Annotated in this window: 13 protein-coding genes and 1 pseudogene; 5 read left to right on the forward strand and 9 right to left on the reverse strand. The window is 42.2% G+C overall.

The features are described 5' to 3' along the window. The first annotated feature begins 196 nt into the window (after positions 1-196). Complete coding sequence (locus H70737_RS18770; RefSeq protein WP_042189567.1) at positions 197-1,096, forward strand: LysR family transcriptional regulator; 900 nt, start codon at positions 197-199, stop codon at positions 1,094-1,096. An 8-nt stretch (positions 1,097-1,104) separates the two neighbouring features. Here H70737_RS18770 and H70737_RS18775 read toward each other — a convergent pair whose 3' ends face one another. Next, positions 1,105-2,094, reverse strand: a complete 990-nt coding sequence (locus tag H70737_RS18775; RefSeq protein ID WP_042189570.1) for an aldo/keto reductase family protein — start codon at positions 2,092-2,094, stop codon at positions 1,105-1,107. A gap of 210 nt (positions 2,095-2,304) precedes the next feature. After that, entirely contained in the window at positions 2,305-3,393 is a 1,089-nt protein-coding gene (locus H70737_RS18780) for a DUF1648 domain-containing protein (protein ID WP_042189573.1), read from the reverse strand. A 799-nt stretch (positions 3,394-4,192) separates the two neighbouring features. Between H70737_RS18780 and H70737_RS18790 the strand changes: the two genes are divergently transcribed. Continuing rightward, positions 4,193-4,867 (forward strand): CerR family C-terminal domain-containing protein, encoded by a 675-nt coding sequence (locus H70737_RS18790; RefSeq protein ID WP_197071226.1) that lies wholly within the window; start codon positions 4,193-4,195, stop codon positions 4,865-4,867. A gap of 56 nt (positions 4,868-4,923) precedes the next feature. Here the strand turns inward: H70737_RS18790 and H70737_RS18795 are convergent, their stop codons facing one another. Further along, a complete protein-coding gene (locus tag H70737_RS18795) occupies positions 4,924-6,183 on the reverse strand; it encodes a M24 family metallopeptidase (RefSeq protein WP_042189577.1) in 1,260 nt (419 codons plus the stop codon). 320 nt (positions 6,184-6,503) lie between these two features. Here H70737_RS18795 and H70737_RS18800 point away from each other — a divergent pair, with 320 nt between their 5' ends. Together H70737_RS18800 and H70737_RS18805 are read left to right on the forward strand one after the other, a co-directional pair. Beyond that, positions 6,504-6,896 carry a transposase gene (locus tag H70737_RS18800; RefSeq protein WP_042189579.1) on the forward strand — a complete coding sequence of 131 codons (393 nt, stop codon included), beginning with the start codon at positions 6,504-6,506 and terminating at the stop codon, positions 6,894-6,896. A 219-nt stretch (positions 6,897-7,115) separates the two neighbouring features. After that, a complete protein-coding gene (locus tag H70737_RS18805; RefSeq protein ID WP_197071227.1) occupies positions 7,116-7,376 on the forward strand; it encodes a hypothetical protein in 261 nt (86 codons plus the stop codon). Positions 7,377-7,757: 381 nt separating this feature from the next. On the opposite strand, the pseudogene H70737_RS31585 reads toward H70737_RS18805, so the two are convergent. Then, positions 7,758-8,126: pseudogene (locus H70737_RS31585) on the reverse strand (SIS domain-containing protein); the annotation flags it as partial. A gap of 90 nt (positions 8,127-8,216) precedes the next feature. Continuing rightward, positions 8,217-8,534, reverse strand: a complete 318-nt coding sequence (locus tag H70737_RS31590) for a MurR/RpiR family transcriptional regulator (protein WP_331281385.1) — start codon at positions 8,532-8,534, stop codon at positions 8,217-8,219. Between the two features lie 339 nt (positions 8,535-8,873). On the opposite strand from H70737_RS31590, the gene H70737_RS18820 reads away from it, so the two are divergent. Further along, positions 8,874-10,082: a GNAT family N-acetyltransferase gene (locus H70737_RS18820; RefSeq protein WP_042189588.1), complete on the forward strand. Its 1,209-nt coding sequence runs from the start codon at positions 8,874-8,876 to the stop codon at positions 10,080-10,082. Between the two features lie 96 nt (positions 10,083-10,178). On the opposite strand, the gene H70737_RS18825 is transcribed toward H70737_RS18820, so the two are convergent. The 4 genes from H70737_RS18825 to H70737_RS18840 form a co-directional block, all read right to left on the reverse strand. Continuing rightward, the gene (locus H70737_RS18825) at positions 10,179-11,096 is read right to left on the reverse strand and encodes an N-acetylglucosamine kinase (RefSeq protein ID WP_042189590.1); all 918 of its coding nucleotides are present in this window, start codon (positions 11,094-11,096) and stop codon (positions 10,179-10,181) included. A gap of 28 nt (positions 11,097-11,124) precedes the next feature. After that, positions 11,125-12,687 carry a glycoside hydrolase family 3 protein gene (locus tag H70737_RS18830; protein ID WP_042189592.1) on the reverse strand — a complete coding sequence of 521 codons (1,563 nt, stop codon included), beginning with the start codon at positions 12,685-12,687 and terminating at the stop codon, positions 11,125-11,127. Between the two features lie 17 nt (positions 12,688-12,704). Next, positions 12,705-13,847 carry an exo-beta-N-acetylmuramidase NamZ family protein gene (locus H70737_RS18835; RefSeq protein ID WP_042189595.1) on the reverse strand — a complete coding sequence of 381 codons (1,143 nt, stop codon included), beginning with the start codon at positions 13,845-13,847 and terminating at the stop codon, positions 12,705-12,707. Positions 13,848-13,945: 98 nt separating this feature from the next. Continuing rightward, the gene (locus H70737_RS18840; RefSeq protein WP_042189597.1) at positions 13,946-14,653 is read right to left on the reverse strand and encodes a PIG-L deacetylase family protein; all 708 of its coding nucleotides are present in this window, start codon (positions 14,651-14,653) and stop codon (positions 13,946-13,948) included. Positions 14,654-14,655: the final 2 nt, after the last annotated feature.

Here is a 14,655-nt window from a genome sequence, read left to right on the forward strand (position 1 = left end):
CTAGCGCATCGTGCACTCGAATAAAACCATCTCTAGTCCCCTTTAACAAATTCTACGATCCAATTGCAATAATGTTTTTTGTCAAAAATTAAGATGGGGTGAGAGGCTTATGGGGGGACGATGAGCCCTTCCTTTCATTTTCGTTCAAAGATCCTTATACTTGCTTGGAGAAGCATTTCAAGGGAGATTGAACAGTATGGACATAAAAAAATTGCAATACTTTATCGCAGTAGCAGAGGAACTGCATTTTAACCGTGCAGCAGAGAAGCTGAATATGACGCAGCCTCCCTTAAGCCAGCAAATTCAAGCTCTGGAGAATGAGATTGGTGTGAAACTATTAGAACGGAACAAAAGACAAGTTCGTTTAACGCCAGCCGGGGCGGTATTTCTAGAGGAGGCTAAATCCATTTTATCTCAACTGGAACGCTCTATTAAAACAACACAATTAGTCGATCAAGGAATTATCGGACATTTGAACATTGGATTTATTGATTCTGCAGCTGGCGGAGTATTGGTTGATATGTTAAAAATGTTTCGGGAACGTTATCCACAAGTACAACTCACATTACATGAGATGACGTCTGCTCAGCAGTGGCAGGCTTTACATGAAGGAACGATTCACATTGGATTTGTACGTTATACAGAGTCGGGCAAACATATCGAGCATCGTCCCTTAGTCAATGAATCGCTAATTGCCGTTTTGCCAGAGCAGCATCACCTAGCTCATTTACCGGTGTTATCCATTCGCTCTTTAGCTTTAGAGCCGTTTATATCGTTTCCACGTCATTTAGGAGCACCTTTTCATGACCTCATTATGAGCTTCTGCGCCCAACACGACATGTATCCGAATGTTGTACAGGAAGCCATTCAGATGTACACCATTGTAAATTTGGTAGCTGCTAATCTTGGAGTTTCCATTGTGCCCTCTTCAGTTGCTATTTTTCAGCGTGAAGGTGTCACATTTCGTCCCTTTGAAGAAAGCACACCATCGATTCCCCTTTATGCCGCTTGGAGAACCGATTGCGATCGTGCCTCCTTATCCGCGTTACTAGAGATCATAGGACAAATGAGTTCAGAAGTTATTAATGGTGAATGATATAATATTCAGCCCGTTTTTCTAGGATCACGTTCAACGAGTCCTTCTAGCACTCTATCGATTTGCATCATCACTTCCCTATCCAGACGAACTCCCGCAGCTTTGGCATTTTCTATTACTTGCTCAGGCTTGGATGCCCCAATAATTGCAGATGAGACTTGTGGATTTTGCAACACCCATGCTATAGCCAATTGCGGAAGCGTCAACCCAACTTCACTGGCGATGGTAGAGAGATTCGAGATCGCCTCAAGCACCTCAGTCCGAAGCCATTGACCCGCCAATTTATTCATAAAAGGTGAGCCCGCAGCTGTTGAAGCACGAGAACCCTCTGGCAATGGTTGCCCTGGCATATATTTGCCTGAAAGAATCCCTTGAGCAAGCGGTGACCAGACCACCTGTCCAATCCCTTCCCGCTCACAAGCTTGAACTACCTCCGTCTCCATTACGCGCCATAACATCGAATATTGAGGTTGACTAGCCACCAATGGCACCTTCAATTCCCTCGCCAAAACAGCACCTTCTGCTATCTGATCCGCCGTCCACTCACTTATCCCGACATAGAGAACCTTACCTTGACGCACCAGATCCGAAAAAGCCAAGAAGGTCTCTTCAAGGGATACTGTTGCGTCAAAGCGATGCGCATAATAGATATCAATGTAATCGGTCTGTAATCTGTTCAGTGAGGCATGGCACGCCTCCATAATATGCTTGCGGGACAGACCTCTTGCGTTACGTCCCGTCCCTGTGGGATGGCACACCTTGGTACACAATTCGATATCAGCTCTGTGCACTCCTTTTAATGCTTGGCCCAGCACCATCTCAGCTTTCGTATCGGAATATACATCTGCAGTATCAAATGTTGTGATCCCTACATCCAATGCAGCGCGAACACAAGCATGGGCAGTATCATTGTCCACTTGAGCACCATGTGTAATCCAATTACCATAAGCAATCTCACTTAGATGTAAGCCACTCGTTCCTAATTTGCGATAGTTCATTTTTACCCTCCTTTAGATAACAATCTGATTGTAACAAAGAGATATTAATACGAGAAATACTCTTTGATATGCGATTTAATTCAAAAAAGATATTACTGAGATACTTAAAGATAATAAAAAACGCCCTTTAGGCGTTTTTTTTCGGTAAATATTCTGTTTCGAAACTCTAACTTCGCCTACACTCCGGTGAGTATTAACCTCCAAGCCTTGTTACCGCACCACAACTAACAGTACAATAATTCCGAGCCAAAACAGCCAGCTTACTGGGTGACCGAAATTTAATCCCCAGCCGACTCCGAGCCTTTTCTTGACGATTAGGTTTGGATCTTTACGATTGAAATAAATCATACCTAATCGCCATTTATCATCATCATGGACAGGTCTGACATTGGAGCTATCGGCAGATCGCTCCAAGCGGCTTTCGCCCTGACCAGCCCAGAACGTTAAGACCAAGGCGTATAGGATAATAAGGGCTATTATGATTAGGATAATAGGGATAGCGAAATTCATGTTAAGCAGAGATATCATGTTTAGTTGCACAACAGAAAACAGGATAACCATTAAGAAGCTTGCTGTAAGCATAAAATATGACCAAGTACGGCGGTAAGTTGCGTCTTGTCTGATGGAACGGTTAGGATCATTGGGTTGAACCTGCTGCTTTACTCTGCGAATACTCCAATTCTCAAATATGAACAAAAGTGTTATGAACACTTGCATTATCGTAGGCATAAACACAGAACTAAAAGATTTAGCTGCATAGCGGTCTACGTTCCAACTGCTGTTGAAATGGATCGGAATTTGATCAGGAATCAGATCGTAGTTGCGTAGCACAGTTACAATACTAACAACAGTAATTAAAACATGAATGAGGAACCAATTATTAGACAAGCCAATGTTTCTTTTCCGAAATCCAGTGTCCACTGCCATGATCGATGGTTCCAGAGCAATAGGCAGCATAGGTAGTAAACTTTTCATTTTGAAATGATAGCTAATGTTAATGACTAGGGAGATTACGACCATGGCAAGTGAATAAGTGACAATGATCCAACTTTGTTGCTTGGAATGTTCATCACCGTATAGTAGACAGATGATACAAACAATGAACAAGATGGTATGCAAGGTAGCACTGATCCTAGCATATGACTTCCGCATCTGGTGCAGAGGCTCACTATGGAATTGTACAGGGCTGACGGTGACCCCAAAACTAATCGTCTCTCTTGTTAAATAAGGCATGCTTACCATGAGTACAATGGCAGGAACAAATACAAGGATCATTACTATAACAGGCATTATCGTCATATCATTCGCCTCCTCTTATACATAAGTGTTTATTTGAAAACTCTATAGCATATCCTATTAACTTAGGATAGGTAATCGACTTGAACATAAATTTTATTATAATCGATTTTAGTGACTATAGGGATGAAATTAACAATTTATCCAGTTTTTTTGCTACACAGAGCTACTCATCTGACAACTGAATTATGACAAGTACATCTGTTTGAAATTCTGTGTAGGTAAAGGATAGGATTTCGGACACTTACTTTAAATATTCTGCAATTTGGATGACTTGTGTGGGTAATAAATAAACATCATCCAACTCTTGTCGAGTGATTCCTATGGACGCTAAAGTGACACTCGGTGCTGAATGTGATTAATCTTACGATTTAATGATGAGAGGAAACTGAACAGCATATGCCTTATATTGATCGAAATGGTATGAACATTTATTATGAATATCTTCACTCTAACTCTCTTAACCAACAAATAGACGCTGTCCTGATTATCCACGGAGCGGGTATGAATTTACGTTCCTGGGATTTGATTGTTTCTTATTCGCAGCAACACTATCATATTCTTCGCTATGATTTGCGCAGACATGGGTTGAGCGATAAAGGACCAGATAGAGTAGCTTGAAGACTGCTATTCACTCTTTTTCTTCTAGAGCGGCTCAATATTTCTTCTTTTTTTCGCTGTTGGTCATGGAGCAGGAAGCATATGTGCCGTGCTGCTCGGTACAATCCGTCACTTCATAAAGGCAGTTAGTTTGATTAATTCATTTGAATTAATTATACTCAACAGTATGGAGGAATGGACATTGAATACAAACCTAAGCAACGATATGAATAAAGGAAATGAAGACTCCACCCAAACTCGTTTATTAGAAGCAGGGCTGCGGATCTTTGGATTAAATGGCTATGAAGGCGTACGTACGCGGACCCTTGCAGATGAAGCTGGTGTGAACCAATCGGCGATTCCGTATTATTTCGGTGGAAAAAAAGGATTGTACTTAGCGGTTGCCCGTCGCTTGACAGCAGCCGTTCAAGATGATTTTTTGAAGCAGGCTTTAATTGAGACAGAAGAGATTGAGAAACGGTCAAAAGAAGAAGCCGCAGAAGCTCTTAAAAAAGTCATGACGCAATTTTCCAAGACGATGATTGGTAATCATGAAGCCAATGCAAGAAGTGTATTTATCGCAAGAGAGCAGATGCAGCCTACAGAGGCTTATGACATTTTGTATGAACAATTCTTCCAGCCACTACATCAGATGATTGCCGTCTTGGTGAGTAAATTAATGGATCTAGACGCAAAAGATTCAAAAACGATATTAATCGCACATGCAATTGTTGGACAATCGGTTGCGTTCTCTGTGGCGAAGGAAACCTATTTGAGACGCCAAGGGATTCAAGACTTGGATGAAGTACACATTGCTTTGATCGCCAAGGAGCTTGGCGAAATGTCGATTCGTACATGCAGTGGCTATTCTCATTAAAAAGAGGGTACGTAACGAAGACATAAACATTCTTCTATACGTACCCTTTTGCTATTTTACCAAGTTGCCCTCATCAGCTGAGTAGAATTTTTATTTAGTTCAATCCCCCCAGCTTCACCCACGATCACCGTTCCGCCAAGATTAATGACCTTCTTACCAATCGCACAATTCGGCTCAAATGCAAACACCATTCCTGTCTTGAGTTCGGTCTCTAACCCTATGGATGGGATCGGCAGCACTTTCCCGTACTCTCTCGCCTCAGGCAACCGTGCAATCTCATCGCCAACCCCAATAAGACCAAATGGACTAATGGAATGAATAAGCGGATGAACGTGCCAACCTCCTGCTTCACGCATCGGCTCATTCATCGCTTTAACCACGTCTCCGAAAGTAGCCCCATGCCGCAGCTCTTTTACTCCGTTCTCATACGATTGTCTCGCTGCCGCTGCCGCCCGCTCAAAATCCGGATGCACAGCTCCTACAGCGATTGAAGGCTGATGCTGCGTCTCTAGCATTCCGAATGATGAAAATACCTCGGCCAAAATAATATCTCCTTCTTGGATCACCCGCGGCTCCTCTGGTCGATATGTCCATGCGGGCAATCCCCATCCTACGAACTCTGGTCCTGATCCCATTAATATCGTTGTCGTGAACCCGACATGGGTCGCACAAGCATTCATCGCTGCCGCATAGATCTCATTTTCTCTCACGCCTGGCTTCGTTGCCTCAAGCATCGCCTGGCACATTTTTTCCCCAACGTTCGCTGACCATTTTAATACCGCGATCTCCTCCTGACTTTTCACAGAAGACAGTGCGAAAAATTTGTGTCCCACAGGCTTAAAGGTCCCATTCGGTAATCCTTTTAGGATCGTTTGCCAAGTATTATAGGGCATGGCTCCATCAAAGTAATAGGGAGGATAAGGCTCTAAGCCAATCACACCAAATGCTTTATTTGTAAGTCCTCTCTCTTCCATAATCTTGACAATGTGCGCACCCATTTTTCCGACATACATATTTTCCGGGCGTATCCAGCCTTGCGTATTCGTATATCCAGCTTGAATATGATCTTCCACAGCAGTGGCTAAAAAGACAACAGAGATCGGCTCTTCATTCTTAGGGAAAATGACAATAGAACCTGGACGCTCATTCGTAAAGTAGGTGTCCGGGTTAAATACAGCAGGGAACGCACCTTCTCGATCTCCATACACAATCAATACATCCACATGCTCTTCTTCCATTAGCTGATTTGCAATGTTCCATCTACGATCTCTTTCCGCAAGTGAGTAGGTAGGGATTCTAGTATCTTGATTGTTCATACCTCTTTCTCCTCCTAACGTTTATTTCTTTCCAGAGTTCATTGCTGATCGTTGCCTTTTGTCATCATCCAACCGTATACATGCGAATGGCCCCCCTCCAATAGATGCCATGAATGAACCTGTTACATTGCAAGTATAATTCATTCATTTGATTAATTCAATTGAATTAATCAAATGATTTATGTGCAAAAATAGCTCCAATAACTTGGAGAATTAATCTTTAAATCATTAAAATGAAAAACACTGTATCTTTAAAGAGCCTGTTCAAAAAGCTCATAAAGTTGTATTAAAAAAAATGCACCTTTACGAGGAACGGTAAAATGAAGGTACCCCTACCAACATCAAACCATACGCGAGATGCATTTTCATGGACTTACAGTTTGAGCTGCAGACTTTGCGAGAAGACGTATTCCGATCACGACGCCATCTGCGGCGTTCAACGAGCGAAGGCGAACCAGAATAAGTTTTTCATTGGTTATCGCAAGCATTCCATTGTTTGCCCCAGCCCGAAAGGATCGGTCATCCCGCCCAATGATACGGCGGATGTCAAATTAATGCTGCCGCCAATTGAAATAATGAAGAAAATCGAAGGACTCAAGGTCGATTATCTGGTGGCCGATTTGGGTTATTTCGATGCCGATGATCAAAAAGAAGCGCGCCTTAAGCATGATGTAGCGGTCGTAACGGAAATCAGAAAACACGATATTTCCTGAACTCTCTTCCCATGAAGGAAAACCGGAATGTGAGCAAGGACATGCCCTTGTTTTCGACGGATTCGATAAAAAAACATATACCTCTTGTTTTCGCGGATACGATGACAAATGCGCCGCCTGTCCGCTACAAGGCCTTTGTGAGAAGCAGTTTGGCTATACCTTCAAGGAAAACCCGTTTTCTACGGACCTGTTTCACAGGGCAGTATGCTACAAGAGCACATGCTGAATCTCCGTAAGCAAGTGGAACTAGCGTTTGCACAAGAATCGAATCAACTAACTTCCGTTATGAAGTATAAAAAAGTAACGGTTCGTACAACAAAGCGCGTCGAGAATTGGTTTATCTTGCGGAATGCGTTTCGATTAATTGAGCGGATGATTGAGCACTTGCGAGCCACAATCCTGCCTCCAAATCATGTGACGACCCTCAAAAAGCTTCAAGAGATTCAAGTGGAGCAAATCTCGTTGCCGTTGGCGGGGTAAGAAAGTTGAACTCCCCCTAAAAAAAGCAAATTACGACACAAGGGATACGTCTGTTCAAAATCAGGTAAGTAACATACTTACTCTTAGCGACAGCATGACTTATCATATCTAACGGAACATCACCTGGTTTACTCGCTTCATAACAAAGAATATGTGTAAAACTATCCAGCTGAGGATTAAAATCGGGCCTCGCAGGATAAATCTGCAATAAAATAACATTCTCATTCTTCTTGCTTTGAATTTCGTCTTTTCTTTCAAATAAGTGTTATTACTTTAGCTTCCAGAAAATCTCTTCCATTCAAAATGTCTATTCGATCTGCTTAAAGCACTTTACAATAAAAAAACTTCCACCATACTCTGGTAGAAGCTTCTTATCGCAATTTAATCATTCAAAATTCCAATCATTTTTCTTTCCTTCGCTAGCTGCTCCACAGTAAAATCATGCTGAGCAGAAGCATAAGCGCTAAAAACAATATCGAGCACAAACAATTGAGCAAATCTGGAGCTTGTTGCCGCACTACGAAGCTGTGCTTCCGGCGCACGTGATGTAAATAAAGAAACATCAGCAAGCTGAGAAAGCTTGTTATTACCAGGACGAGTGAGGCTAATTGTTTTTATTCCCTGTTCCTTAGCTCGTTTTATTAATTGAATAACTTCTCTCGTTTCACCGCTATACGAAATTCCCCAGAAGACGGCATTTTCTGATTTCGTAGCCATGGCTCCCGCCAATAAATGACGATCTGAAATCGCATATACATTTTTGCCTTACCCCATAAACATAAATAACCTCTGCGTGCTCAATAGACTGCGCGTCGAGTTAACTGGCCGTATTCTGAAAGGTCAGTATGGTGTTCGACAGCAATTTATCAATGATGGAATCAACGTTTCATTCGATTCAACATCAAAGTATCTAACATGCGGCGTGTACTCTACCTCCGCGGATAAACGGATTTTCAGCGCTGGAAAGCCCTCTATTCCAAGCGACCGACAAAAACGAACAACCGCGGCACTGCTTGCCTCCGCTTTTGTCGCTAACTCATGTATGGTCATATGCAGTACTTCTTTAGCATTTGCAAGAATGTACTCCGCTACTTTTTTCTCTGATTCTGGCAATTCATTTAAGACTAGCTCAATTTGCGAAATCATACTTCCCCGCAATTAAACCTGCTCCAACAAATGTAGGAATCATTGGTATGAAAATATTTCCCATTTTTCGCAAAAAATTCTTGAACGGTTTATCATTCTTCTTTTTAAGCTTCGCCTTCATTTGTGCGCTTTGTGCTTGTAATTGCTCAGCCGAAGTCGCTATTTTCCCAATACTCATTTAGACTATATTGAGCAATCTAAATTTTGTATCACTTCTACGATTCCACACGTTCCATTATTGACGAATTTTTATTTCAATATTAAACTATAAATAAGAAATTAAATTCCAAAAAACCGTTTTTTTCATTTATTAAATTTATCCCAACATTACGTCGCAGGAGGAAATGAAAGATGACGACGACACCAAACATCATCGTAATGAACCATCCAACTAGAGAGCAGCTTGACAAGATTTACGATATTTTAGATGAATGCTTTTCCGTAGGCCGAGCTTATTTCCAAGAAAGATTAGACCTAGACACCACATATGATCCAGATACAACATGGTTTGCGATGGTTGACGATAAGATTGCATCTAATGTACAAATTTTTCCGTTTCATATTAGAGTCGGTCAAGCGATCTTGAAAACGGGTGCAATGGGGAGTGTCGGTACAGATCTAAATTACCGCGGGCTGGGGCTTGCACACAAAATTCTTCATGCGCAGACCAACTATATGAAAGAAACCGATTATGATATAAGCTTGCTTTTGGCTAGCAAGCATGCGTTTTATGAAAAAGCTGGCTGGAGACTTATTCCGGAGACTGCTTTCGCAATTGAAAAACCAGCAAGTTTGGAGCAGCAGCAAAACAGTGATGAAATCATTCCTTTTGAAGCCTGTTATCTCGATGATATCCGTTTCATCTATGAACAATTCAATAAGAATCGTACCTACACCGTGATCCGAAGTAGAACGTATTGGAATGATTTATTGACCTGGCCGGAATGGAAGAAAGTTGACTGCTTGCTCCTTCGCAGAAATGGAAAAATCGTCGCTTATGGCATCATTGAAAAGAAAGATACTGAACAAGTATTTATTAATGAATTATTGTATTTGAACGAAGCCGAAAACGGTGTTGAAGCTTTGTTTCATGCCTTATGTCAGCTGCGCCAAAATGCAAAGCAAATATTAGCGATGCTCCCAGAGGACCATAAGCTATATTCCTATTACCAACAGCATCAAGCAAATTCAATTCAAATCAATATGGCGATGTGGAAAATGATCAATCTCAGTTCAACTTTCCATAAGCTTCAGCCTGAATTAGAAGATCGCCTAAACCGTAGCAACATAATTGCAGACCAGGAGCTGCATATTGCACTTCGCAGCAATGAGGACTGTATCTACTTGGATTATAAGCAAAAGCAGCTTTCTGTTTCCGATGCTAGTAATCATACCAATCCCTATACTTCAATAGAAGTAGATGAACGTGAGCTAATGACTTATATCATGTTCGGCTATAATGAAGCAGGCGCAGCAAAGGACAGTACTGAGCACGCTAACATCCTTCAAGCTCTATTTCCGAAACAACAAGCTGTGTTTTATTTGACCGATAAATTTTAAGCCATTTTTGATTCCTACCATTTTAAAATAAGGGTGTGTCGCAAGTCCAACTGCTCGGACTTATGACACACCCTTATTTTTCCATAGCGACAAAAACTAGTCGTTGTTCATTTTTGATCTTCCTAACAGGACAGCACCGTAGGCTGCATCCTTAATCGGCAAAATCAGCTTTGTTTGCGTGTAGCTCTGTGCGAGCTTTCTCTCCAAGGCTTCTTTCACAAAGCGAGACTTTTGCAGCACACTTCCTGCAATCGCAATCGGACTTTCATATAGCTTAAGCCGTTCAATAACAGGCACAACAAGCTCATATAGATTGGCTGCACATTTCTCCGCTAACGCTATTGCATGTGCATCGCCCTTCTCGCATGCGGTCGTCATAATCGGTGCGAGCTGCGCAATATCTTTTTTCGTCGTATTTTTATCATAAACAAAGCCAATAATCTCTTTCACAGTGCTTAATCCAAGCTGCTCATATACCATCGCTGGGATGACCGTATCGGTTATTCTTCCGTCCTCCACTTGAACTAATATGGATAATAGATCGCGCCCAATGCTATAACCGCTTCCCTCGTCATCAATCAGATGACCAAAGCCTCCTGTGCGATGCTGCTCTCCTTTTTCATTGACCCCAAAGCAAATCGATCCTGTACCGGCAATGAGAATGATGCCTTGCATCGCATTTTGTGCCCCGTATAATGCGGTTTCTTGATCGCCTGTAATCGTTAATGACCCGATATAACCGTTATTTCTCACATGCTGCTCCAAAAAATTGATGACCAGCGGATTACTTATTCCTGCCGCACCTATACATATATGAGCAACTTCTTGTAAATTACCGCAGTAGAGCCTCGTTTGACTAAAAATTTCCTCAAAGGAGGCGGCAATAGCATCAGCATCACCACCGTTATAATTAATAGGCCCTACAGTAAAGGTGAATAAAGAGTCTTCCTGGTCATGCGTAATGGTGACAGCTGTTTTCGTGCCACCCCCATCAATTCCAACGATAAATGCCATACCTATGTCCCCTTGTTGTACTTTTTATCTACATCTGTATCGTAATATTGGCGGTGGGTACAACCTCACCATTTAGGATTGGAAGGAGTGATTTGAATGCATCAAGTGTATACTCAAATGCCGCAATTCCGCAGAACTCGCCTTCGATTAACGGTAAATCATATGGGCGACCTAATGTAATGGCCGTTACTTTGCAGCCTGCTGCCAGCAGCTTCTGAACAAGCGCAAGCTGACCTTTGTTTTCACGCGCATTGAACAAGCCGATAACAATATGCTTGTAGCCTTGTACCTTTGGCAGCGCAGCGTTGATTTGCTCCTCGCTCGGGTCAATGTCGATAATCTCATAAGCTGTATTAAAATGCTCCCCCATATATTGCGGAAAGCTAAGAGCTTGATTCAAGCTGCTGGACGCAAGATCGGTGCGGTATGAATAGGAACCCATAAATAACATTTGCTCGTCACCGGTATGAATGGGCTGGAGCTCACCTTTAATGAGGCAGATCGTTTCCGTACGCATTAGCTCATTTGCTCGGCGATGTACATCGCAGCCAACTAGTTCATAATCTAGCTCCTCAATCGTCGCATATTGTGCTTTATAAGCTAAAATTTTTGTAACAGCTGCATCAATCAGCGCTTCATCCAAATCACCGGTGGCTACAGCTTCTTCGATCAAATGAATCGCTTCCTTCACTGTCTCAGGAGTATGGCTAATGAATACCAAATCAATACCTGCTTTAACAGCTCCTAACGCTCCTTTTGCCGTACCATAGTATCGTTTGATCGCGTCCATTTCTAAACAATCCGATACAACTAACCCTTTATATCCTAATTTTCCTTTTAATATCTCTGTAATAATGGTATGAGACATAGTTCCGGGCACACCGGATTTTTCAATTTTCGGAAATAAAATATGTGCACTCATAATCGCTTGAGCGCCTTGCTCAATTGCGGCCTTAAACGGCAACAGCTCAAGCTGCTCTAATTCCTCAAGTGTTTTTTCAATGGTAGGCAAGCCAATATGTGAATCGACATTTGTATCACCATGACCTGGAAAATGCTTAAGTGAGGACATGACGCCTCCATCGAGCAATCCCCTCATCATTTGAATTCCATACTGGGATACTGTTGCAACAGAATCACCATATGAACGAACATTTATGACTGGATTCAATGCATTATTGTTAACGTCCATAACTGGAGCTAGATTAAAATTAATACCTAATGCTTTCAATTCTCTGGCAGTCATTCTGCCTGCTGCATACGCATTTTCAGGTCGTCCTGAAGAAGCAATTGCCATGGCTCCAGCAACATTGGTCGCGTCTTTAGGCATACGAGTGACTCGACCGCCTTCTTGGTCGATCGTAATAAAACCCGGGATACCAGTATGTGTCGTGTACCATTGCTGCAGCTCAGTAACAAGCTCGCCTAATTGATATTTATTGTCGATATTATGTGAGAATAAAATAATATTGCCGACTTTATAATGCTCAATAACTTCCTTCAGCTCAGGAGTGATCTCGGTTGAAGGGAAGCCTGTTACGAACATTTGTCCAATCTTTTCGCGCAAGCTCATATGTTCTATTGTTCTCATCAATTACTCACCTTCCTCTAGCAATATAAATGATACTGCTGTGTTATTTCTGCAAATTGCTTGCTTTCCGCTGCAAACTGTTCAAGCATCTGCTTGGCTTGCATATTTTCCGTACGATACATGTTGTCTCCCCCCAGCAAATCGATAAATGGACGAGAGCCCTCCTTCACAGGAGGCAGGAATGAAAATTGCTCGTACAAATCTCTTATCGTAAATAATAAGGTTACCCCAACTTCTAAAGGCCTCAGCACTTGGAGATCTGTAATGTAAATTTGTACCCCGCCGCATAGCTCGCCACAATGTTTAGATGACGTTGGCTTGAAATGAACTGGACGAAAAAGCACACCCGGGATACCTTTTGCATTCATCTCATCTGCCAATTGCTGCGCTTGAATGAACGGAGCACCAATCATTTCAAAAGGGAACGTTGTTCCACGTCCTTCGGAGCAGTTTGTGCCTTCAAATAAACATGTTCCTGTATATAATAACGCCGTTTCATATCGTGGTATTCCAAGTGAAGGATGAACCCAAGTTAATCCTGTATCCGGGAAGGACATGCTCCGTTCCCAGCCTTCCAAACGAACGACATGCAGCGATGCATTCCAATTCATTTGATCATTTGCCATCGTTGCTACCTCACCTGCTGTTAAGCCGTATCGTACGGCTAGCTCGTAATTTCCAACAAATGATTTGAAGCCGGGCTTCAAGACATTCCCTTCTACCGTTACCCCGTTAAGCGGATTAACACGATCAAGAACAACAAATTCTACACCTGCATTTGCACAATCTTCAAGTGCATACAGCATCGTATAAATAAATGTGTAATAGCGTACACCAACATCTTGAATATCGTATACAATGATGTCTACTTCATTCAGCATTTCTTTTGTTAAACGCTTGGAGTCTTTACGGTACAAGCTATAGACTGGAACATTCGTAAAAGGATCCATGTAAGTGTCTACTACTGCCCCTGCATCCAAATCTCCGCGAACGCCATGCTCAGGTGAAAACATCGCAGCAAGATTAAAATTATCATGTAATATAGTAATCGTTGATGCAAAATCCTTCGTAAGACCTGTCGGCGCTGTAATCAATCCTACGCGCTTACCTTCGAACAAATAACGATAATTCGTTATAGAATCAATCCCATTTAACACCATATGAAGCTGCCTCCTAGCTGCTTTTTCGCATAAATGGATAGAACAAGGGAATGTTTCCTGCTATACATAGAAACACTCCCTCTTAGCTAGTTGAATAGTTACCAAAGACTAGACTGCCTAACCTTCACCGTTTCAGCAGGCACCATAAATGCTTCTGCATATGTCTTTCTTGCTTCACAGCCGCGAACAACTGCTAGTGCTTTATAGTAATCCATGTATTTGAAAGATTTGCTATTCGTCACAAACCAATGCTTGCTTAAAGCATCTATCCATAGATCAAATGCCGCTTGATCAAAATCCACATATACGTAAGGGACATAATCAACCGCATCCTCCCAGTTTTCGGAGTAATATAATCTTGCTGCAAAGTGCGCGGGGAGCGCTCGTTCAAAGGATGATAGACTTGCGAAGAAACGGGCATCATTTACGATATGATGCGTTAGCGCATGGTCCTTATGCATACTGTTTTTCCAGTGTGTAATAATAATGTTAGGCTTCACGCGACGAATTACATCACAAACCTTCATACGAACTTCCTGATTGTCAGGCAACTCTCCGTCACAATAATCATCGAATACAATGGCTTCACCGCCTAGCATATCCGCAAAAACCTGTGCCTCTTTCACTTTTTGCTGACGATATTCCTTTATATCCTGTCCTGCCGGGACCCCTCGTTCACCCGCAGTTAACGCTAGTGTCACAATGCGATCTCCCTTTAAACTATGACTTGCGAGTACACCACCAGAAGCTAGCTCCACATCACCAACATGTGCTCCAATTGCTAATACTGTGAATTTTTCGCTCATCT

It is taken from the genome of Paenibacillus sp. FSL H7-0737 (assembly GCF_000758545.1).
GTDB lineage: Bacteria > Bacillota > Bacilli > Paenibacillales > Paenibacillaceae > Paenibacillus_AQ.

What these genes read in the sequence shown, in the direction of transcription:
- H70737_RS18835 (WP_042189595.1), bottom strand. Translation starts at nt 13,847, where the DNA reads ATGGTGTTAAATGGGATTGATTCTATAACGAATTATCGTTATTTGTTC.
- H70737_RS18840 (WP_042189597.1), bottom strand. Translation starts at nt 14,653, where the DNA reads ATGAGCGAAAAATTCACAGTATTAGCAATTGGAGCACATGTTGGTGAT.
- H70737_RS18770 (WP_042189567.1), top strand. Translation starts at nt 197, where the DNA reads ATGGACATAAAAAAATTGCAATACTTTATCGCAGTAGCAGAGGAACTG.
- H70737_RS18800 (WP_042189579.1), top strand. Translation starts at nt 6,504, where the DNA reads ATGAAGGTACCCCTACCAACATCAAACCATACGCGAGATGCATTTTCA.
- H70737_RS18820 (WP_042189588.1), top strand. Translation starts at nt 8,874, where the DNA reads ATGACGACGACACCAAACATCATCGTAATGAACCATCCAACTAGAGAG.
- H70737_RS18830 (WP_042189592.1), bottom strand. Translation starts at nt 12,687, where the DNA reads ATGAGAACAATAGAACATATGAGCTTGCGCGAAAAGATTGGACAAATG.
- H70737_RS18825 (WP_042189590.1), bottom strand. Translation starts at nt 11,096, where the DNA reads ATGGCATTTATCGTTGGAATTGATGGGGGTGGCACGAAAACAGCTGTC.
- H70737_RS18805 (WP_197071227.1), top strand. Translation starts at nt 7,116, where the DNA reads ATGCTGAATCTCCGTAAGCAAGTGGAACTAGCGTTTGCACAAGAATCG.
- H70737_RS18775 (WP_042189570.1), bottom strand. Translation starts at nt 2,094, where the DNA reads ATGAACTATCGCAAATTAGGAACGAGTGGCTTACATCTAAGTGAGATT.
- H70737_RS18780 (WP_042189573.1), bottom strand. Translation starts at nt 3,393, where the DNA reads ATGACGATAATGCCTGTTATAGTAATGATCCTTGTATTTGTTCCTGCC.
- H70737_RS18795 (WP_042189577.1), bottom strand. Translation starts at nt 6,183, where the DNA reads ATGAACAATCAAGATACTAGAATCCCTACCTACTCACTTGCGGAAAGA.